General features: G+C 66.2%; 18 protein-coding genes. 6 read left to right on the top strand and 12 right to left on the bottom strand.

What is annotated here, in order from left to right:
- Positions 1 to 66: 66 nt before the first annotated feature.
- The 5 genes from QFZ36_RS13640 to QFZ36_RS13620 all read left to right on the top strand — a co-directional run bounded on the left by QFZ36_RS13640 (position 67) and on the right by QFZ36_RS13620 (position 5678).
- Complete coding sequence (locus QFZ36_RS13640; RefSeq protein ID WP_306637343.1) at positions 67 to 1926, top strand: glycoside hydrolase family 3 protein; 1860 nt, start codon at positions 67 to 69, stop codon at positions 1924 to 1926.
- Positions 1927 to 1995: 69 nt separating this feature from the next.
- Entirely contained in the window at positions 1996 to 3117 is a 1122-nt protein-coding gene (locus QFZ36_RS13635; RefSeq protein WP_306637340.1) for a cupin domain-containing protein, read from the top strand.
- Positions 3117 to 3941: a fumarylacetoacetate hydrolase family protein gene (locus tag QFZ36_RS13630; RefSeq protein ID WP_306637338.1), complete on the top strand. Its 825-nt coding sequence runs from the start codon at positions 3117 to 3119 to the stop codon at positions 3939 to 3941. The genes QFZ36_RS13635 and QFZ36_RS13630 overlap by 1 nt, the downstream gene beginning before the upstream one ends.
- A complete protein-coding gene (locus QFZ36_RS13625) occupies positions 3941 to 4720 on the top strand; it encodes a maleylpyruvate isomerase family mycothiol-dependent enzyme (RefSeq protein ID WP_306637336.1) in 780 nt (259 codons plus the stop codon). Before QFZ36_RS13630 ends, QFZ36_RS13625 begins: the two co-directional genes overlap by 1 nt.
- Before the next feature lie 142 nt (positions 4721 to 4862).
- A complete protein-coding gene (locus QFZ36_RS13620; RefSeq protein ID WP_306637334.1) occupies positions 4863 to 5678 on the top strand; it encodes an alpha/beta fold hydrolase in 816 nt (271 codons plus the stop codon).
- Positions 5679 to 5754: 76 nt separating this feature from the next.
- On the opposite strand, the gene rlmN is transcribed toward QFZ36_RS13620, so the two are convergent.
- From rlmN to QFZ36_RS13575, 9 genes are all read right to left on the bottom strand, one after another.
- Complete coding sequence (gene rlmN / locus QFZ36_RS13615) at positions 5755 to 6996, bottom strand: 23S rRNA (adenine(2503)-C(2))-methyltransferase RlmN (protein WP_306637331.1); 1242 nt, start codon at positions 6994 to 6996, stop codon at positions 5755 to 5757.
- 79 nt (positions 6997 to 7075) lie between these two features.
- Entirely contained in the window at positions 7076 to 8074 is a 999-nt protein-coding gene (locus tag QFZ36_RS13610) for a bile acid:sodium symporter family protein (RefSeq protein ID WP_306637329.1), read from the bottom strand.
- A gap of 80 nt (positions 8075 to 8154) precedes the next feature.
- Positions 8155 to 9384 carry a D-mannonate dehydratase ManD gene (gene manD / locus QFZ36_RS13605; protein WP_306637327.1) on the bottom strand — a complete coding sequence of 410 codons (1230 nt, stop codon included), beginning with the start codon at positions 9382 to 9384 and terminating at the stop codon, positions 8155 to 8157.
- Between the two features lie 60 nt (positions 9385 to 9444).
- Positions 9445 to 10407 carry a sugar kinase gene (locus tag QFZ36_RS13600; RefSeq protein WP_306637324.1) on the bottom strand — a complete coding sequence of 321 codons (963 nt, stop codon included), beginning with the start codon at positions 10405 to 10407 and terminating at the stop codon, positions 9445 to 9447.
- A 23-nt stretch (positions 10408 to 10430) separates the two neighbouring features.
- Entirely contained in the window at positions 10431 to 11102 is a 672-nt protein-coding gene (locus tag QFZ36_RS13595; protein WP_306637322.1) for a bifunctional 4-hydroxy-2-oxoglutarate aldolase/2-dehydro-3-deoxy-phosphogluconate aldolase, read from the bottom strand.
- A 53-nt stretch (positions 11103 to 11155) separates the two neighbouring features.
- A complete protein-coding gene (gene dgoD / locus QFZ36_RS13590; protein ID WP_306637320.1) occupies positions 11156 to 12304 on the bottom strand; it encodes a galactonate dehydratase in 1149 nt (382 codons plus the stop codon).
- A gap of 7 nt (positions 12305 to 12311) precedes the next feature.
- Positions 12312 to 13193: a carbohydrate ABC transporter permease gene (locus tag QFZ36_RS13585; protein WP_306637317.1), complete on the bottom strand. Its 882-nt coding sequence runs from the start codon at positions 13191 to 13193 to the stop codon at positions 12312 to 12314.
- Positions 13190 to 14143: a carbohydrate ABC transporter permease gene (locus tag QFZ36_RS13580; protein ID WP_306637315.1), complete on the bottom strand. Its 954-nt coding sequence runs from the start codon at positions 14141 to 14143 to the stop codon at positions 13190 to 13192. The genes QFZ36_RS13585 and QFZ36_RS13580 overlap by 4 nt, the downstream gene beginning before the upstream one ends.
- A 100-nt stretch (positions 14144 to 14243) precedes the next feature.
- A complete protein-coding gene (locus QFZ36_RS13575; protein WP_306637314.1) occupies positions 14244 to 15539 on the bottom strand; it encodes an ABC transporter substrate-binding protein in 1296 nt (431 codons plus the stop codon).
- Positions 15540 to 15677: 138 nt separating this feature from the next.
- Between QFZ36_RS13575 and QFZ36_RS13570 the strand changes: the two genes are divergently transcribed.
- Positions 15678 to 16442 carry a FadR/GntR family transcriptional regulator gene (locus QFZ36_RS13570; protein ID WP_306637311.1) on the top strand — a complete coding sequence of 255 codons (765 nt, stop codon included), beginning with the start codon at positions 15678 to 15680 and terminating at the stop codon, positions 16440 to 16442.
- A 49-nt stretch (positions 16443 to 16491) separates the two neighbouring features.
- Here QFZ36_RS13570 and QFZ36_RS13565 read toward each other — a convergent pair whose 3' ends face one another.
- The 3 genes from QFZ36_RS13565 to QFZ36_RS13555 are packed head-to-tail and all read right to left on the bottom strand — an operon-like array spanning position 16492 to position 21175.
- Positions 16492 to 17436: an alpha/beta hydrolase gene (locus tag QFZ36_RS13565; protein ID WP_306637309.1), complete on the bottom strand. Its 945-nt coding sequence runs from the start codon at positions 17434 to 17436 to the stop codon at positions 16492 to 16494.
- A complete protein-coding gene (locus QFZ36_RS13560) occupies positions 17433 to 18425 on the bottom strand; it encodes an alpha/beta hydrolase (RefSeq protein WP_306637307.1) in 993 nt (330 codons plus the stop codon). The genes QFZ36_RS13565 and QFZ36_RS13560 overlap by 4 nt, the downstream gene beginning before the upstream one ends.
- Complete coding sequence (locus tag QFZ36_RS13555; protein WP_306637305.1) at positions 18422 to 21175, bottom strand: alpha-L-rhamnosidase; 2754 nt, start codon at positions 21173 to 21175, stop codon at positions 18422 to 18424. The genes QFZ36_RS13560 and QFZ36_RS13555 overlap by 4 nt, the downstream gene beginning before the upstream one ends.
- Positions 21176 to 21229 lie beyond the last annotated feature (54 nt).

Raw genomic sequence — 21229 nt, 5'->3', positions numbered from 1 at the left:
CGCCCAGCAGCTCGAGCGGTGCGAAGCCCGTTGCCAACTCATCGCTACAAGCCCGGAGCAGGCAGCATGAGCGTGGACCTTGCGCCCGAATTCCTGCGCGCGCCGGACGGAACGGTCTTCAGGGACCTCAACGGCAACGGCATCATGGACCCATATGAGAACCCCGCACTGCCCGCAAGCGAAAGGGTTGAAGACCTCCTGGGCCGCCTCTCCCTCGAGGAGAAAGCCGGCCTGATGTTCCAGACCATGGTCAGCGCCGCCGAAAGCGGAAAACTCGGGGACGAAACTCCGCGCGCCGGCCGGGCGGGACTTCAGGAAGTCGTCGTCGACAAACTAGTCAACCACCTCAACTTCCACTTCGTGCCCGAACCCCGGCTCGCTGCTCGGTGGGTGAACGAATTGCAGCGGCTTGCGATGAATTCAAGCCCGCATGGCATCCCCGTGACACTCTCAACCGACCCACGCCACTCCTTCATCGAGAACTGGGGGGCTTCCTTCACCGCCGAATACTTCTCGGCGTGGCCCGAGCCGCTTGGCCTCGCTGCCGTCCGGGACGAGCAACTGGTTCGCGAGTTCGCGGCCATCGCCCGGGCTGAATACACCGCCATCGGCATCCGCGCCGCCCTCCACCCCACCATCGACCTTGCCACGGAGCCACGGTGGGCACGCCAATACAGCACGTTCGGCCAGGACGCTGACCTGGTGGCGCGCCTGGCCCTTGCCTACCTGGAAGGTTTCGAAGACCAACAACTCAGCGACCGCAGCGTTGCCTGCATGGCCAAGCACTTCCCCGGCGGCGGGCCCCAGCAGGACGGCGAAGATCCGCACTTCCCCTACGGACGCGAGCAGGTATACCCCGGCGGCATGTTCGAGCACCACCTTGAGCCATTCCGGCGTGTCATCGCTAACGGCGTGACGGCCATCATGCCGTACTACGGCATGCCCGTTGGCCTGGAGTTGGACGGGGAACCGGTCGAAGAGGTGGGGTTTGGCTTCAACCGCCAGATCATCACCGGACTCCTGCGCGAAAAGATGGGGTTCGACGGCGTTGTGTGCACCGACTGGAGCCTCGTCACCGAATCCCGCCTGCATGGTAAGCAGCTGCCTCCCCGGGCCTGGGGTGTCGAGCATCTCTCCGAGGAGGAGCGGGTGCTCAAGGTCATCGAAGCGGGCTGCGACCAGTTCGGCGGTGAGGAATGCCCCGAGATCGTAGTGGACCTGGTCCGGGCCGGACGCCTCACAGAGGAGCGCATCGACGTGTCGGTCCGCAGGCTGCTGAAGGTCAAGTTTGAACTGGGACTTTTCGACGACCCCTACGTCGACGAGGCACAGGCCGAAGAACGGACAGGGCTTCCCGAGTACGTGGAAGCCGGCCAGCGGGCCCAGGCCCGGTCCGTAACGGTGTTGAAAAACGCCGCGTGCAATGGCACACCCGTCCTGCCCCTGAAAGCTGGCCTCCGTATCTATTCCGACGAGATGACTCCTGAAGCACTCACGGAAGCCGGCTTTGCCGTGGCCGCTGACCCCGCCATGGCAGACGTGGCAATCGTCCGGGCCGCAGCGCCCTTCGAATTCCGCGACTACTACATGCTGGAGTCCAGCTTCCACGCCGGAAGCCTGGAATTCGACAATGAAACCATTGATCGGGTCCAGCGCCTGGCAGCCGCGGTTCCCGTGATCCTGGTGCCGCACCTGGACCGCCCCGCAGTGCTGACCCCGCTGGAGCCCCATTGTGCTGCCATCGCCGCAGTCTACGGGGCCTCGGATACGGCAGTCCTCCAGGCCCTCACCGGAACGGTCGGTCCCGAGGGCCGCCTACCGTTCCAACTCCCCCGTTCGGAAGCCGCAGTGGCAGCATCCCGGCCGGACGTACCCGGCGATACCGCAGACGCGCTGTACGAGTGCGGGTTCGGATTGGAGCTGTAATGCCCGCGGCTACTGAGGTGCCTACCCGCAACGGGGACACCCTGGTTCTTAAGAGACAGAAGGAAGACAATGCTTGATAACCCGACCCATGAGTCAGTGGCCGCGAGCCATGCCGTGCCGGAGCCCGCACCGGAGGAGGCTGTGCAGCTGGAGCAGCTGTACAAGGATTTCGGCAAGGAGAACCTGGTTCCGTTGTGGACGGAGATCGGCGATTTAATGCCGATGGTCCCGACCCCGAAGGCCGTCCCGCATGTGTGGCGGTGGAATGACCTGTACCCGTTGGCTGCCCGGGCCGGGGACCTGGTGCCGGTGGGCCGCGGCGGGGAACGCCGGGCCATCGCCCTGGCGAACCCCGGCCTGGCCGGCACCCCCTACGCCACCCCGACATTGTGGGCCGCGATCCAGTACTTGGGCGGCCGGGAAACCGCCCCCGAGCACCGGCACTCACAGAACGCGTTCCGGTTCGTGGTGGAGGGTGAGGGTGTGTGGACCGTGGTGAACGGGGACCCCGTGCGGATGTCCCGCGGGGATTTCCTGCTGACCCCGGGCTGGAACTTCCACGGCCACCACAACGACACCGATGAGCCGATGGCCTGGATCGACGGGCTTGACATCCCGTTCGTTCACTACGCCGACGCCGGGTTCTTCGAGTTCGGCACCGAACGCGTCACCGACGAAGCCACCCCGGGCATTTCCCGCTCCGAACGGCTCTGGGCCCACCCCGGCCTGCGCCCGCTCTCGGGCCTGGATGACACCACCAGCTCCCCGATCGCCGCGTACCGCTGGACGCACACCGACGCCGCCCTGACCGAGCAGCTCCTGCTGGAGGACGAGGGCCACCCCGCCACCGTCTCCCAGGGCCACGCCGCCGTCCGGTTCACCAACCCGACCACCGGCGGGGACGTGATGCCCACCATCCGGGCCGAGTTCCACCGCCTCCGCCCCGGCGCCGGCACGGACACCGTCCACGAGGTGGGCTCCAGCGTCTGGCAGGTCTTCGAAGGCACCGGCACCGTGGTCCTGAACGGCGAAACAAAGCACCTGGCCAAGGGCGACCTCTTCGTCGTTCCCTCCTGGGCCGCCTGGTCCCTTCACGCCGACACCGGGTTTGATCTCTTCCGTTTCAGCGACGCCCCGATCTTCGAGCGCCTGAACTTCAACCGCACCTACACCGAAGGACGCACCAAGTAATGAAACTCCTCACCCTCCGTACTTCTGAAGGCACCGTGGCGGTCCGGCAGGACGGCGAGACCCTTACCGAGATCCCCGGGTTCGCCGACGTCGGGGCCCTGCTGCAGGACCCCGCGTGGGAAACCACCGCCAAGGCCGCCACCGGCGCAACCCACGCCCTGGACGGCGCGGACCTTGCCGCCGTCGTACCCGCCCCGGGGAAGATCATCTGCGTAGGCCACAACTACCGCAACCACATCAAGGAAATGGGCCGGGAAGTCCCCGAATACCCCACCCTGTTCGCCAAGTACGCCGAATCCCTCATCGGCCCGAACGATGACCTGGCCCTGCCGCAGGAATCCGACACCGTGGACTGGGAAGCCGAACTCGCCGTCGTGATCGGCAAGCAGGGCCGCCGTATCAGTGAAGCAGACGCGCCCGCGCACATCGCCGGCTACGCCGTCCTGAACGACGTATCCATGCGGGACTACCAGTTCCGCACCATCCAATGGCTGCAGGGCAAAACCTGGGAGAAGTCCACCCCGTTCGGACCGGCCCTGGTCACCCGGGACGAATTCACCCCCGGGCCGCTGATGACCTCCGCGGTCGACGGGGACGTTCAGCAGTCCACCCCCACCTCGGACCTGGTGTTCACCCCGGAGTTCCTGGTCTCCTACATTTCCACGATCATCACGCTGAACCCTGGTGACGTGATCGCCACCGGTACTCCCGGCGGCGTGGGCCACGCGCAGGACCCCAAGCGGTACCTGCAGGACGGCCAGGTCCTGGTCACCGCCATCGAGGGCCTGGGCCAGCTGAAGAACCGCGTCATCAAGGAAGCCTGATGGCCGCCCGCACCGACCAGACCACCGACCCGGCACTCCTGGACGCACTGCTGCAGGCGCGCCGGGGCACCGCGTTCTTCGCCCGCAAGCTGAACGAACTCCCCGATGCAGAGCTCGACAGCAATTCCCTGCTGCCCGGCTGGACCCGCCGGCATGTCGTGGCACACGTGGGCTACAACGCCCGCGCCATCGCCCGGCTCATCGAATGGGCCGCCACCGGCATAGAAACCCTCATGTATACCTCCCCCGAGGCGCGGACCCACGAGATCGAATTCGGCGCCACCCTCTCCCCCGTCGCCCTGCGGCACCTCTTCGACCACTCCGCCGTGCACCTGAACGTCGAATGGCGCGACCTGCCCGCCGAGGCCTGGCACCACAAAGTCAAAACCGCCCAAGGCCGCGTTGTCCCCGCCGAAGAAACCATGTGGATGCGGACCCGGGAAGTCTGGATGCACGCCGTCGACCTCGACAACGGAGCCACCTTCACCGACATCCCCGCACCCGTCCTGGAACGCCTCCTCACCGACATCACCGGTGCCTGGCACACCCGCGGCACCGACACCGGGCTCCTCATCAAAGTCACCGGCACCGGAACCGGCACCGCCCTGGCGTTCGGCGACACCACCGCCACCAACCCGACGATCATCACCGGCCCCCTCCCCGCTGTCGTCCAATGGGCAGCAGGCCGCGGCACCCACGGAGTCACGGCTACCGGACCCGGCACAACAAAAAGCAGCCAGGAACAGAACCAGGTACCAGCCCCGCCGAAGTGGATCTAGCCGAAAATACGACCGGTTCCAGCGTGAAATTTTATTCGAGCCGAACTGGCTTCGGAGAAGGGCTGTAGGTCTAGGGTGAGGAGGTCGGCAGCTGACCCCGGCGGCTTGGCACCGGTAGATGATCCTTTGAAAGGCGCACCGCATGAAGAGCACACTGCAGGAAACCGTCATCCACCAGGTCTCGTCCGCTGACGGAACAACCATCTTCGTCGAGAGCATCGGTTCCGGGCCTGCCATTGTCCTGGTAGACGGAGCCTTCTGCGGCCGCTCCTTCGGCCCGGCCCGTGAACTGGCAAACGAGCTCGCTGACTCCTACAGCGTGTCCTTCTACGACCGTCGGGGCCGGGGAGACAGCGGTGATAAGCGGCCCCACTCGGTGCAACGCGAAATCGAAGATCTCGACGCCGTCATAAACCACGTGGGCGGCAATGCGTTTGTGTACGGCATTTCCTCGGGAGGCGCGCTGGCTCTCGAAGCGGCTGCCGCTGGTGTTTCCATGCGAAAACTTGCCACCTACGAAGTCCCCTACACGAAGGCCACTGACACCGTAGGTGTGCCCGTTGACCATGCAGGCCACCTGAACGCGCTCCTCGCCGGCAACAAACGCGGGGCCATGGTCTCCTACTTCCTCGTCAAGGTCATCGGCGTGCCGGCGTTCGTACCGATCATGCTCCGCCTGATGCCGAAGGTGTGGAAGAACCAGAAAGCGGCCGCCAACACGCTCCCCTACGAGATCGCTGTCCTCAATAGCTTCACCGCGCCCATGGAACGGCTCGCTGAAATCAGTGTTCCGACGCTGGTCATGGCGGGAGGAAAAGCTGTCCCCGCCATCACAGCGGCCCAGACACGGACTGCCCAAGCGATCCCCCAGGCGGTACACCGCACGCTCGACGGCCAAACGCATGAGGTATCAGCCGCAGCAATGGCAACCGAACTTCGCAGTTTCTTCGCTGCCTGACGGTCGGAAACCCAGCCGGCGCCCGGAAAGGCGCCGGCCGTCGTCGCCTCATCCGCGCAGCAGCTCCAGCCAGTCCCTAGTCGGCGGCGGCGAGCTGGCCGCAGGCGCCGTCGATCTCCTTGCCGCGGGTGTCGCGCAGGGTGCAGGGCACACCGGCGGCGCGCAACCGGGCGATGAACTCCTGCGCCACCGGCTTGTCCGAGGCAGTCCAGATGGAGCCCGGGGTGGGGTTGAGCGGGATGGGGTTCACGTGCACCCAGCCACGGCCGCGCTGGTTGAGCTTCTTCGCCAGCAGGTCTGCACGCCACGGGTGGTCGTTCATGTCCTTGATCAGCGCGTACTCAATGCTGACCCGGCGCCCGGTCTTCCGGTAGTAGTCGTAGGCGGCGTCGAGCGCCTCGTCCACTTTCCAGCGGTTGTTGACCGGGATCAGCTCGTCGCGGAGCTCATCGTCGGGAGCGTGGAGGGACAGCGCGAAGGTGACCGGCAGGTCCTCATCCGCAAGCTTGCGGATGGCCGGGACGAGGCCCACCGTGGAGACCGTGATGTTTCGGGCAGACATGCCCAGCCCCTCGGGTGAGGGATCCACGAAGCGGCGGAGGGCGCCCATCACGCGCTTGTAGTTGGCCAGCGGCTCACCCATGCCCATAAACACGATGTTGGTGACGCGTTCGCCGTCGTGCTCCTGGGGGCCCAGCTCGCCGGCAGCTATCGCGCGGTTGGCAGCAACCACCTGGTCGACGATCTCCGCAGTGGACATGTTGCGGGTCAGCCCGGCCTGGCCGGTGGCGCAGAAGGGGCAGTTCATCCCGCAGCCGGCCTGCGAGGAGACGCACAGGGTGATGCGGCCGGGGTAGCGCATCAGCACGGACTCCACCAGCGCCCCGTCGAACAGCCGCCAGAGGAACTTGATGGTGTCGCCGTTGTCGGTGCGGAGGCGGCGGACCTCGGTGAGCAGCGGCGGGAACATCTGGGCGACGAGCTCTTCACGGCCGGCTTTGGGCAGGTCGCTCATGGCTTGCGGGTCCGTGGTCCAGTGCTGGAAGTAGTGGGTGGAGAGCTGCTTCGCCCGGAAGGCAGGGAGTCCAAGCTCCTTCAGCTTCGCGGCGCGCTCGGCCAGGCTCAGGTCAGCCAGGTGCGTCGGCGGCTGCTTCACCCGCGGGGAGGCGAACTGGAGCAGCGGACGGCCCTCGACTGTGCGCGCCTGCTCCCAGCCCTCGGCAGCGGGGCGGATCTGCGGGCGGGTGCTCTCGGCGGCCCCGTCGCCCTCTGCACGGGCGCGAACGGGAGTCTCGGAAGAAGAAGTGGGGGAAGTCATCCTTCCCATTGTCCCATGCCAGTTTCCACTTTGGGAATCGGGGCACTATGATTCCGCTCTCGCAGCGCCCTGAGGCTGGTCAGCCCTTGGCATCACCCAGCGGGCGGCGGGCCAGCCACGCGGCAACGGTGGCGCCGGAGATGTTGTGCCACAGCGAGAACACGGCCGATGGCAGGGCGGCCAGGGGACTGAAGTGAGTGGTGGCCAGCGTCGCTGCCAGGCCCGAATTCTGCATCCCCACCTCGAAGGCCAGGGCGCGGCGTGCCTTGCTGTCCAGCCGCCCGATCTTTCCGGCAAGGTAACCCAGCCCCAGCCCGAAGCCGTTGTGCAGCACCACGGCCAGGAACACAATGCCGCCGGCCGCCACGATCTTGCTGGCGCTGCCTGCCACCACAATGGCCACAATCAGGGAAATCACGACGGCGGAGGCCCAGGGAAGTGCCGGCAGGACCTTCGCGACGAGCTTCTTGAGGAACAGCCGGGCCAGCAGTCCGGCGACCACCGGAAGGAGGACTGTCTTGGCGATGTCCAGGACCATGCCGGCGGCGTCGATCTGGAGGTAGGACCCGGCCAGGAACAGGACCAGCAAGGGGGTGACAATTGGGGCGATGAGCGTCGAGACGGAAGCGACGGCCACGGAAAGCGCCACGTCACCCTTGGCCAGGAAGGCCATCACGTTGGACGCGGTCCCGGACGGCGCGCAACCCACCAGGATCAGGCCCACGGCCAGCTCCGGTTCCAGGTTCAGGGCGACGGCGATCAGCCAGCCCGCCCCGGGCATGATCACGTAGTGCGCCACGATTCCCAGGGCGACGGCCCACGGGCGCTTGGCCACGGCGGCGAAGTCCGGCGGGGTCAGCGTGAGGCCCATGCAGAACATGATGATCCCGAGCAGGTACGGCACGCCGGGTGCCATGGGCTTGAAAGCGCCGGGTGCCAGGTAGCCTACGATGCCGGCGGCCACCACCAGGAGCGGAAACACTGTTACGGCGACGCGCGCGATCCTGCTTTCCGCGGCCAGTGCGGGATTGACGGGCGCTTCGCCCTGGGTGTTCTGGGGTTTGGTTGCCTCAAGCATCCAATCATGCTGGCACTACCCGGTAGCTTGGTGCCAGTTCGTGACTGCTGCCGGTAATACGCGGCCGCGGAAGCGGGAACTCACCAGTCGTGGACCGTTCCGTCGATGAGGCGGTTGTAGGGCAGGTAGGCCTGCTGGTAGGGGTAGGCCGCTGCGGCTTCTTCGTTGAACTCGACGCCGATGCCCGGTTCGTTGCCCGGGTGCAGGTAGCCGTCCACGAAGGTCATGGACTGGTGGAAGACCTCGTTGGTCTTGTCCGAGTGCTGCATGTATTCCTGGATGCCGTAGTTGTGGATCGCCAGGCCCACGTGCAGCTGCGCGGCGAAGCCCACGGGCGAGATGTCGGTGGGGCCGTGGAAGCCGGACTTGATCTGGTACTGCGCGGCGAAGTCCATGACCTTCTTCAACGGGCTGATCCCGCCGAAGTGCGTGGACGCGGCCCGGACGTAGTCGATCAGCTGTTCCTTGATCAGGGTCTGGTAGTCATACACGGTGTTGAAGATCTCACCGATGGCCAGCGGGGTGGTGGTGTGCTGGCGGACCAGGCGCAGGCCCTCCTGGTTCTCCGCCGGGGTGCAGTCCTCCAGCCAGAACAGGTCATACGGTTCCAAGGCTTTGCCCAGCTTCGCGGCCTGGATGGGCGTCATCCGGTGGTGCCCGTCGTGCAGCAGCGGGATCTCCGGGCCGAACTCGTTCCGGACCGCCTCAAACACCGCCGGCAAGTGACGCAGGTACGCGCGGGTATCCCAGTCCTCCTCCACCGGGAACGCGCCCCGCCCGGCCGGCTCGTAGTCATACCGCTCCCCCGACGCCTGCGCCTGCGCGGCCACACCATACACGGCCTTGATGCCAGGGACGGCGGTCTGGATCCGGATCGACTTGTACCCCAGCTCCAGATGCTCCCGGACCGAATCAAACAACGACGGCAGGTCCGCACCCGAAGCATGCCCGTACGCGCGCAACCCGTTCCGGGACGCCCCGCCCAACAGCTGGTACACCGGCATGCCCGCCATCTTGCCCTTGATATCCCACAACGCCATGTCCACCGCGGCAATCGCCGCCATCGTCACCGGGCCACGCCGCCAATACGAGGACCGGTACAGGAACTGCCACGTGTCCTCAATCCGGTGCGGGTCCTTGCCGATCAGCAACTGCGCCACGTGCTCCTTCAAATACGCGGCCACAGCCAGCTCCCGCCCGTTCAAGGTGGCATCACCAATACCGGTCACACCATCCTCGGTAGTGATCCGAAGCGTCACAAAATTCCGGGAGGGACTGGTGACAAAAACGTCGGCGGCAATAATTTTCACAGCAGGTTCGGCTTTCTTAGTGATGGGATAGGGACAGGCCGGTGATCGGCCTGGGAAAAATCAGCGTTGCGTCGTTCCGCCGGGCGTAGTCCCGAGCAGGTCCAGCTCCGCACGGACGGGCAGGCCTTCCCAGTCCCCTGCAGTGCTGACAGCGAAGGCTCCGGTGAGGGCGCCGCGCTGCAGGCGGCCGGGCACGTCCTCGCCGTCGAGCAGGGCGGACAGGTAGCCGGCGGTGAAGGCGTCGCCTGCTCCCACCGTATCGATACTGGTGACCGGCACGGCGGGGGCGTCCCAACGGCCGTCAAGGGTGTGGACACTGGCGCCGGAGGCGCCGCGCTTGATCACAACTTCGCTGACTCCCAGACCCAGGAGCTCGGCAACCATCGCTGATTCCCTCGTTTCCTGGTCCTGCGCGTCCGCCGGCGCCGTGGCCACCAGGTCGAGTTCGTCGTCGGAAGCGACCACTATGCCGGCATGCCGCACGAGTGGTGTCAGCACCTTCCGCGCCTCTTCGCGGGACCAGAGCTTGCTGCGGTAGTTGACGTCGAGGGACACCACTGCCCCGGCAAGGGAGGCTTGCTCGGCGGCGTATTCCACCGCCTTCCGGGACTCGGGGCTGAGGGCGGCGGTGATGCCGGTCATGTGGAGAATCCTGGCCCCTGCCTGGAGCGAACGGTCCACGTCCTCCGGGCACAGCGTTGACCCTGCTGATCCGGAGCGGTAGTAGAAGGCGCGGGTGACATCGGCCGTGCGCTGTTCTAGGAACATCACTCCGGTCCGGCGGGTAGCGTCCTCCCGGTGCTGCAGCTGCACTCCCTCAGCGCGGAGTTGGCGGAGGATGAACTCGCCATGCGGATCGGCACCCGTCACGCCGGCCCAGCTGACGCGGTGTCCCAGCCGTGCAACCCCGACGGCCACATTCGACTCGGCGCCGGCAACGTGCATCGTCAGGGCGCCGCCGGCCGACAACGGGCCGGCAGCGCGCAGCGAGACCATGGACTCGCCAAAGGTCAAGAGGTCCACGGAATGGCGCCCGACGGCGGCCGTCACCGGAGGCCGCCGGCCGCGGACTGGTGGTAGTCGGCGGCAAGGGCAACAAAACGGCGCGCACGCTCACGCATGGGAGCCAAGTCGCCGCCGGATCCGACCTTCCCGAACAGCGGGCCGCCGAGCCCAACCGCGATGGCACCGGCTCCCCAGTACCCCGCCGCTTCCTCGAGTCCGACGCCGCCCACCGCAATGAACGGGGTGTCCGGGAACGGATCCCGCAGCGCCTTGAGGTAACCGGGTCCGCCGATGGAGGCGGGGAAGAGCTTGACCGCAGCGGCTCCCCGGTTCATGGCCTCTAACGCCTCGCTCGGGGTCAGGGCCCCGGCCAGGACGGGGACGCCACGGCTGGCCGCTTCCTCGATGGAGGGCGCGAGTGACGGCGTCACCACAAACTGGCCGCCGGCCGCCTCAACGTTGTCCACGTCCTGCTTCGTCAGCACTGTCCCGGCGCCGACGAAACATCCTGCGGGAGCCACTGCGCGCACCTCGCTGATGGCTTCCAGCGCTCCCGGTGTCGTGAGGGCGATTTCAACGTATTGGAAGCCCTCCTCCATGGCGGCGAGGGCCGCCCTCCCGGCGGCCGGGCCGTCAGTGCCGCGCACGATTGCCACCAGCCTGGTCCGGCGTACCCCGTCCAGCAGGGCCTCGGGGGTCAGGGTGTTCTCCATACTGGGTTTCTCCTTTAGAGGGGCCTCCATCCCGGCGCCCACGGTCCTGGCTATCACCACTCGGCGAAGGCGCCGTCGGGCTGGCGCCAGACGGGGCCGCGCCACGCATGCCCGCGTTTGTCTGCGGCACGGACTACGGCCTCGTCGATCTCGATGCCCAGGCCCGGGCCGGTGAGCCGTTCGATGTGCCCCTCCACAAACTTCAGCGGGGTTTTGTCCACCACATAGTCCAGGACCTCGGCACCCCGGTTGTAGTGGATACCGATGCTTTGTTCCTGGATCAGGAAGTTGGGCGTCGCGAAGCCCACCTGAAGGCACGCGGCGAGTGCCAGCGGACCCAGCGGGCAGTGCGGTGCCAGCTGCACCTCGTAAACCTCCGCCAGTGAGGCGATCTTGCGGACCTCTGTGATGCCGCCCGCGTGGGAGAGATCGGGCTGTGCCACGGCAATGCCGGCCTGCAGCGCGGGCAGGAATTCCTGCCGGTTGTAAAGCCGCTCACCGGTGGAGACCGGCGTCGTCGTGGACGAGGTGAACTCGCGCAGGAGGTGCGTGTTTTCCGGGACCACCGGTTCTTCGAGGAAGAAAGGCCGGTAGGGTTCCAGCAACGGCGCAACGCGGCGGGCGTTGGCAAGACTGAAGCGGCCGTGGAAGTCCACCGCCACGTCGCGGTGTTCGCCGAGGACTTCGCGGGCGGCAGCGACGCGGCGGACGACGCCGTCGATTTCGGCCACCGAGGCGATCGGGCTCATCCTGCCGCTGGCATTCATCTTCACCGCGGTGAGGCCAACCTCCAACTGTGCGCTGATCTGGTCAGCCACCTCGTTGGGTTCATCGCCGCCCACCCAGCCGTACATCCGGATCCGGTCCCGGACGTGGCCGCCCAGCAGTTGGTGCACGGGCGCATTGAAGTGCTTGCCGGCGATGTCCCAGAGGGCCTGGTCGAGGCCCGATACCGCACTGGCCAGGATGGGGCCGCCCCGGTAGAACGAGCCCTTGGTCATCACCTGCCAGTGGTCTTCGATCCGGAGGGCGTCGTTGCCGATCAGCAGCTCGGACAGTTGCTCGACGGCGGTGCGGACGGTTTCGCTGCGGCCCTCGCACGTTGCTTCACCCCAGCCGACAATCCCGCTGTCCGTCTCGACCCGGACGAAGAGCCAGCGCGGGGCGACAAGGAAGGTTTCAATCCTGCTGATGAGTGTCATCTGTTGCCTAGCCCTTGGTGGCGCCGGCGGTGAGGCCGGACACGATGTACTTCTGCGTGAAGAGCGCAATGATCATGATCGGGATGGTGACCACAGTGGCCGCCGCCATCAGGCCGCCCCAGTCGATGCTGGCGTAGGAGACAAAGTCGAAGATGGCAACAGGCAGGGTCTTGGTGCTGGAGCCGGAAAGCACCAGGGCAAACATGAAGTTGTTCCACGAAAAGATGAAGGACAGGATGCCGGCGGTGGCGATTCCGGATACGGCCAGCGGCAGCGTGATGAGGCGGAAGGCGCCGATCGGGGTGAGCCCGTCCACCTGGGCTGATTCCTCCAGTTCCAGCGGCAGGGAATCGAAGTAGCTCATCATGATGTAGACGATCAGCGGCAGCGCAACGAACATGTGGCTGAGGATCAGCACCTCGAAACGTCCCACCATCCGCAGGTTGGAGAACACGTAGTACCACGGCACCAGCAAGGACACACCAGGGATCACGCGGGCCATCAGGACCACGAGGGCGGAGCGGTGCATGGTGAAGCGGCTCATCGCGTAAGCGGCGGGAACTCCAAGCACGATCGACAGCGCAGTGGAGACGAAGGCCACCCAGAAGCTGTTGAAGATGAAGACAAAGTAGTTGTTCCGCTGGAGCACGTTGGCGTAGTTCTCACCGGTGGGCGTGAAGAACAGTGCCTTGCCGGTGTCGTAGATATCCACGTTGGTCTTGAGGGAGGCAAGGAACATCCAGAACAACGGGGCGATGAGGAACAGCACCACGGCAATGAGGGCCACCACGCGGAAAGTCTTGTAGAGCCTTGTGGACAAGGGCTTCCGACGGCGGCGCAGCACCTGGAGCTTTCCGTCGGACGTGTTGCTTGGGGTCAGGACGGTCATTTGCTTACCGCTTTCTTGCGCATGGTCAGAAGCCACATTGAGCCGATGATGATCATGAAGAACAGGATCAAAACGGCGGACGACAGCCCGTACTGGTTGTAATCGAAACTCAGGCCGTAGGCATAGACGTTCAGGGTTTCCACTTCGTTGAAGGACCCGCCACCTTTGCCCTTGGTGGCGTACAGGATGTCGAAGGTCTTCAGGGCGTCGATGCCGCGGAGCAGGATGGCGACAATCACAGTGGGCATCATGAGGGGCAGCGTGATGTAGAAAAAGCGCTGGAAGGCGTTGGCGCCGTCCACCCGGGCAGCTTCGTCAGGCTCATCGGAGAGGGATGTCAGGCCGGCCAGAAGGATCAGTACCACCATGGGGGTCCACTGCCAGACGTCCATAAAGATGGTGGTTCCGAGCGCAGTGTCCTGGCCTGAAAGCCAAGGCTGCGGCGGGATGCCCACCATGCCCAGCAACTGGTTGGCGAAGCCGATGTTCGGATCGAAGATCAGGCGCCACATCATGCCCACGGCAACCGGAGTGGCCACCAGCGGAAGCAGGATCGCCACACGGACCCACTTTTCACCGCGGAAAGGACGCCAAAGGAGCAGTGCGATGCCCATGCCGAGCACCACCTCGCAGGCCAGCGCAACACCGGTGAACGTCAGCGTACGTCCCACCGCCGGCCAGAAGCGCTGGGTGTCAGCCAGAACAGTCATGTAGTTCTGGAAGCCGATGAACTCTGTGGCGGCCCGGACGGAACCCTGCGAATCGGTGAGGCTCAAGTACAGGGTCCACACCAGCGGGAAAACAATCAGGACGCCGACGAAGATCATCGCGGGCGCCGCAAAAAGCCATTTACGGTGCCGATTGGACCAGGCGGAGACGTTCCCCCCAAGGCTGGGAGGGCGGCCGGCGCTGCGGGCGGGAGCGCTGCGGGGAGCGTTCGTTACGGACATGGTTCACCTAAGGAGTTGGGGGAGCGGTCCGCGGCGGGACGGCAAAGGGGCTGCCGTCCCGCCGGGCTGTGGTGCACATGGCGCGCAAGCGCCGGGGGCGTTACTTCTTTTCGCTGTCCAGGAATTTCTGGAATGCATCGTGGGCCGAGTCGGCCGCCGCGGAGGCGTCGGCGCCGGTGATGCTTGCAACGATCGGCTCGCCTACAATTTCCCGGGCCTTGCCTACGGTGACAACCTGGGGACGGTCATGGCCGATGCCGTTCTTTGCACTGACGGCGATGGCATCTGCGAGGTCCTTGGGGTAGGTGGAAGTTCCCTCGGCGTTGGACCAGACAGATGAGCGGGGTCCGGGGACACCGGCCTTCTGTGCAGCCAGCGTACGTTCCTTGCTCGTGGCCCACTGGATGAACTTCCAGGCGTTGTCCTGGTTGCTGGAGGCCTCGTTCACGGCCAGGCCCCAGGAGGGGATGTTGTAGGGCTTGGAACCTGCGGGGCCCGCGGGCAGGGGTGCGAATCCAACGGTGTCCGCCACCTTGGACTTTGCGGGATCAGTGGCATTTTTGTACAGCGAGTCTGCCTCCGTGTAGAAGGCGGCCTTGCCCTGGGTGAAGATGGCCATGGCCTCGGGCCAGCTCATGTCTGTGCTGACATTGGCGGGGCCGTAGTTCTTGATCAGGCCCCCGTAGTAGGCATAGGCCTTCTTGGCTTCGGCGGTGTTGACGGCCGACTTGCCGCTGGAATCGGTGAAGTCCCCGCCGAAGCTGTACAGGAAGCTGGAGAACTGGGTGACGGCCGTGGACTTGCCGGTGCGGGCCACGAAGCCGGCGATGTCCGGGTTGGAGGCTTTGATGGCCTTCGCGGCAGCTTCAAGCTCTTCCATGGTCTTAGGGACCTGAAGACCGGCTGCCTGCAGCAGGTCCTTGCGGTAGTAGAGGACTTCGCGTTCGGTGATGATCGGGACACCGACCACCTTGCCGTCAGCGGTGGTGGCCTTAACGGGGCCCTCCTGGTAGTCCTTCCAGTCCCAGGCGGAGTCCGCCGAAACCTTGGACGTGAGGTCGGCGAGGTAGCCGTTCTTGGCGAACGCCTTGCCTTCCTGCAGCGGGCGGTACATCATGACGTCGATCTCATCGCTGCCGGCGTTGAGCTTGACGTTGTACTGGTCTGAGAGCTGGTCTTCGCCCAGCTGGGTCAGTTCAACCTTGAGCCCGCTGGACTTCTCGAATTCCGGAATGGCTGCCTTGATGCCTTCAGTCCAGACGTGGTTGGCCAAGGTAACCCGGACGGTTCCGGATTCCTTGGCGTCATTGCTGCCACCACCGCCGCTGCAGGCGGTCAGCCCGAGCGAAAGTGCGGCGGCAACTGCCGCGTACTTCATTACTGCACGTCGCTTCATTACGACTCCCTTGCTTGTGAGGGCTGACGCCACTGTCCAGCCTCCTACAGATGCATCGTTACATCTGCTTTGAGAGCCAGCATAGATAAATAAGGCAGATTTAGACAACCCCCCAGCCCCTACCCGTATGATTTAGCCATGAAAACCCCAAAGGCGGAGTCTCCGATTGACCTGCATGCGTCACTGGTGCAGCGTCTCGGGCTCGCGATCGCCGACGGGCAGCTGGCAGCGCACTCACTTCTGAGGCTGGATGAGCTGGAGGAGCAGCACGGCGTATCCCGTTCGGTGGTCCGGGAGGCCGCGCGCGTGCTCTCGTCCAAAGGAATGCTCGCATCCCGCCGGCGCTTCGGCACAGTGGTGCAACCTGAAGAATTCTGGAACCTCTACGACCCGGAGGTGATCCGCTGGCGGCTGGCGTCTTCGCGCCGGCTGGAGCAACTGCAGTCGCTCAATGAACTGCGCGGCGCGATAGAACCGCAAGCTGCCCGCCTTGCCGCCGAACGGGCATCCTGGGATGCCGGCAGCGAACTCGTCTCCCTCGCAGCACGGTTATGGGCAGCCGGCCAGCGGGGCGATCAGGATGAGTTCCTCCAGCTCGACGTGGAGTTCCATGCAGCCGTGCTCAAAGCCTCCGGCAATGCCATGTTTTCCCAACTCCAGAACCTGGTGGCCGAGGTCCTCACCGGAAGGACAGAGCACGGCCTGATGCCGCATCTGCCGCATCATGAGGCCCTGCAGCTGCATGTGGACGTGGCGAGCGCCGTCCAGCGCGGGGAGTCCGGCGCTGCGCATGCCGCGATGAGCAGAATCGTGGAACAGTCCACGGAGGAGATGGGCCAGATTTGGTCCATCCACCATCACTCGGACGGCGCTCCGCAGGCCACCGGGCTGGCAAACCGCTGAATTAAGCCAGGCCTGCGGGGCACGTGTTTAAGCGCGAAAGACCTGGTGCTCACACCGCCTTTGCCGAAGCCAGTTCCTGCGCCAGGAAGTCCAGGACGGGCTGCGCCTCGGGGCTGCCCGCCGCATGGTTGAGGTGCCCGTGGACGGCGCCGCGGGCCAGGAAGAAGGACACCGGAACACCGGCACGTTGAAGGTTGGCGGCGAAGAGCTCGGAGGAGCCGCGGACGTCGTCGTACTCGCATGCGACGATTGCGGTCGGCGGCAGTCCGGAAGGATCGGCGTAGCCCGGCATAGCGTACGAGGACGCCATGCTCACTGGCCCGCCCACGTAGTTCTCCGCATTCCGCACGCAGTCCTCAAGGGTGAAGCGAAGGTGCCTGGGGAGAGTCGCCATCACGTCCTCGTCCAGTCCGCCCGCAGGTGGCGGCAACTCGGCGTGAAGGAAGGGATAGGCCAGGAGGAGCTTCGCGGGGAGCGGTTTTCCGGCGTCCGTCAGGTACAGCGCGGCGCCCACGGCGAGGTTTCCGCCGGCGCCCGCTCCGCCCAGGCACAACAGTTCCGGATCCAGCCCAAGCTCCGCGGCGTTCCTGCGGATCCAGAACCAGGCAGCCAAAGCGTCCTCGTGGGGCACGGGGAAGTGCACGCCGTCGCGCGCCAGACGGTAATCCACCGACAGTACCGGCGTTCCGGACGAGGCCAGCACCCGGCCCAGGTAGTCGGATTCGGGCATGTCCAGCCCGCCGCTGACGAAGCCTCCGCCGTGGAGCCACACCAGCCCGGCTCCGGCTGTCCGCGGTGTTTCCCCGTAGATACGGATGGTCACCGGGCCGCGCCGGCCATCCGCGGTGACGGTGCGGATGGGAACGTCGGGGCCGGCCTGGCCCGGCAGGGTTTCCGGGCCTTCCGGCGCCGCCAGGTACTGGGCGAAACCGGCGTCGGGAGCGAGCGACCCGTCGTCGGCAGGAGCAGAGGTCTCCTGCTGCGGCGCTGTCACGGCCGGCCCAGCTTCTCGGAGAAGAACCGGACGGCGGCGGCAAGGATGGCATCCAGCTGGTCCTCCGCACCAAAGAAGCAGTGGTCCCCGCCTTTGATGGTGACCACTTCATGTTCCACGCCTGCTGTGGCGAGCGCCGCGGCCAGCAGGTCGGTCTGGGAGTGCGGCACCAGGCCGTCACTGTCGCCATGGATCAGCAGGAAGGGCGCTGCGTCGGCGGTGACGTAGCTGACCGGGCTGGCGGCGGCCAGTAGCGCGGGGTCGTCGGAGCCGCCCACGAGCATGTACTCGGGCTGCAGGGACATTCCGGCCGGAACAGCGGCGGTCAATGCTGGCGGCAACAGTCCGTCCGGAGTATTCATGGGCGGGATATCCACCAGTGAGGAGACTCCGTAGAAGTCGACGACGGCGCTGATGCCGCTGGAGTGCGCCTGCGCACCCAACCCGCCGTGCAGGTCCTCCCGGCCGCCGGTCAATCCCAGCAGTGCCACCAGGTGGCCGCCCGCGGATTCGCCCCAGGCCCCGAACCGCTCCGGGTCGACGCCGAGGCCTTCCGCGAATTCCCGGAGGTAGCGGACTGCCGCCTTCAGGTCGTGCAGCTGCGCCGGGAACGGCGCCTCCAGGCAATGCCGGTAATCAGCGGTGGCGCAGGCAATCCCGGCCTCGTTGAGGAGGCGGAATACGGAATTGGGCGCGAAGGTGGGCGGCAGCTCGCGGCGGTCGCCCAGCTGGAAAGCTCCGCCGTGGACCCACACCACCAGTGGCACCGGTGCGGTGGCCTGGCGCGGCAGCCAGATGTCCATCTTGAGCGGCCGGAACCCGAGGGCGCGCGCGTAGGTGACTTCGCGGTGCACTGCGGAAACGTCCGAGATGTTTTCAGGGATGCCCGGGGCGTCAAAGACGGGGAAAGGGGGAACGTCCACACCGCCGGGCCGGGCCGTATCAAAGGATCCTGTTTCGTAGACCTCGGTGGCTTCGTTGACACTCATGGCGCGCTCCTTACAAGCTGGGGGTTTTTGGTTGTCCCGCGAGGGGCGGGGGCGACGAAGTGATGCTTTCCAGGTCCGACGGCGGCGGGCGGCTGGCCGGGCAGGTGGACTTCGGCAGTGGTCCCGGCCGGGACGGTGGCACGCAGCTGCAGCCCGCCGTTGGCCGTTATCCATTCGACCTCAATCAGGCCATGGGGGCCTTGATGCGAGGTGGCCGCTGAGGTCAGGCCGGCGCCGGGACGCGGCTCGATCATGATCCGTTCGTAGCCGGCGCTGCCGGAAGCCTGCCGCAGGCCTGCGGTGTAGCGGTGGAGGAAGGACGCCACGGCGCCTTTGCTGTAGTGGTTCAGGGACTGGTGCGGGTTGCCGTCGGCGTCGATGCCGTTCCACAGCTCCCACATGGTGGTGGCGCCGCGGTCCACCATCGCCAGCCAGGAGGGCTCCGAGTCCTGCATCAGCAGCTCGTAGGCGAGGCCCAGTTCACCGTTGTCGGCAAGGACCGGCAGCAGGTAGGGCGTGGCCAGGAAGCCCGTCCCCACGTGGGTGCCGGCGGCCCTGATCAGCGAGACCACCTGGGCCGTGACAGTGCCGCGCCGCGCCGGGCTGACAAGATCAAAGGCGAGCGCGCGGACGCAATTGGCCTGGCTGGGTTGGGTGACGTGCCCGGAGGAGTCCAGGTATTCCGTCTCCCAGGCCCGGCGGATGTTTTCGGAAAGTTCGGCGAGCGCGGCGGCTTCCTCCGCGCGGCCAATGACCTGCGCGACCTTAGCCAGCAGGGCGGTGGAGTTTCGGTAGTAGGCGGTGGCCACGATGCCGTGATCGGCGGAGCGGGCGGCGAACAAGTCCGGTTCCGGACCGTCAGGTTCCATCCATTCGCCCCAGTGGAAGCCGGTGTCCCAGAGGTACTGTTCGTGGGGTGCCGGTGTTGGGCTGGCCGCCGCGCGATCCGCGTGCCGGTTGGATTCGGCGGCGGTCCGGACAAAGCCCGCCCACCGCTTCATCGCCTCCCAGTTCTCCGCGAGGATTCCGGCGTCGCCCGTGGCCAGGTACAGCTCCCACGGCACCATCACGATGGCGTCGCCCCAGCCGGCCGAGCCGTTGACGAAGGCCATAAAGTCGGCAGAAGTGGTGTCAGGACCGGGCGAGGGCGAGATGTTGGCAATGACGCCGTTCTCCCACTGGTCGGCGCGGACGTCGTTCAGCCATTTCCGTGAAAAGCCGGCGACGTCGTAAAGATATGCCGCCGTAGGAATAAACAGCTGCCAATCCCCCGTCCAGCCGGCTTTTTCCCGCTGCGGGCAGTCGGTGGGCACCTCGCAGGCGTTGTCCCGGAAGCTCCACTGCACTATCTCGTGGAGCTTGTTCAGGCGCTCATCGCTGCAGGTGAAGCTGCCGAGGGGTTCAAGATCCGTCTGGACCAGGCAGGCGGTAATGTCCTCCGGGGCCAGGTCCGCGGTAAGGCCCCGAATGGACAGGTACTGGAAGCCATGGGTGGTATGCCGCGGTTCGAATACTTCTCCCGGGGCGCCCGATCCCGTCACCTCATCGACTTGCCCGGCGGCCAGGAACTGCCCGGGGTTGCGGAAGTCGAGCGGGCGCAGGTGATCCTGGGTCACGTCGCCGTTGCCGTCCAGCGCCTCGCCATGCACGAGCGTGACAGTCTCCCCCGGCGCCCCAAGCCTGGTGAGGCGGACCCAGCCGTGGATGTTCTGGCCGAAGTCCACCACCTGGTGACCACTCACGAGGCGGGTTACGGCTACTGGTGCAAGTTCCTCCACGATCCTGGTGGGCGGTGCCACCGGGCCGGTGAGGGTTTCGTAGCCCTGCGTGACGGCGGCCCGCGCCGCGGTTGCCACCTCTCCCCTGACTGAATCCTGCGGAATCCTGAAGTCCACCCGCTGTCCGGCCATCAGGTCGGCGCTGAGGATCTCCGTTTCTGACACCAGCCACGAGCGGTCCGTGCCGATCATCCTCGTGCGGCCGCCGGACAGCATCTCCAGCTGCGCAAGGAAAGCGGTGTGCGTGCCGTACATGTCGGCGTCGCGCGTGAATCCGAAGGTTCCGCGGTACCAGCCGTCCGTGAGGATGGCGCGGATGGTGTTGGTGCCGGGGCGCAGCAGCGCGGTGACGTCGTAGGCCTGCACCTGCAGGGTGGTGTTGTAGCTGGTGGAGCCGGGGGTGAGCTGCTGGTCGCCTACCTGCTGGCCGTTGAGGAACAGCTCATAGATGCCGTGAGCCGTGGCGTACGCGCGGGCGAAGGCGGGCGCGGCGTCCAGGGTAAAAGTCTTGCGGAGGGCAAAGCCGGGGCGCTCTCCGGGGGCAGCGACAACGGGTTCCTCCGGGCCGATCCACTCCGCGATCCAGTCGGAGGCGTGCAGCAGCCCGAGCTCGACCGGCATCGGCTCGGACCAGGGGCTTTCCGTCTCGGCGCCGCTGGCGTCCGTGGTCCATGTCCGCACTCGCCACTCAAACCGGCTGCGCGATTCAAGGGCGGGGCCTGAGTACGGGACCAGGTTGTGTTGGCCGAACCCTACCCGGCCGGTGTCCCAGCCATTGCTCGCCGTGATCTGGTAGGCGGTCTGGGCTGTTGTCGCGGCGGGTCCGGTTCCCGTCGGCAACGCCCAGCTGAAGCGCGGTCTCGTGTTGGTGATGCCCATCGCCTCGCGGAGGTGCTCCACGCGAAGCCGGGTGGGCGCGCCCGGGGCAAGGAGGGTTTCCTCGACGCCGGCGTCGAGACTGGTGGAGGTCATGCAGGAGGCTCCTGAACGTGGGACAGCTGGGGTTCCAGCTTCGTTTCCCGCAGG

Origin of the sequence: Pseudarthrobacter siccitolerans (genome assembly GCF_030823375.1) — a bacterium.
Classification (GTDB): Bacteria; Actinomycetota; Actinomycetes; order Actinomycetales; family Micrococcaceae; genus Arthrobacter; species Arthrobacter siccitolerans_A.
The sequence above is the reverse complement of the archived record's forward strand: the minus strand, read 5'-3'. Positions and strand labels throughout refer to the sequence as shown.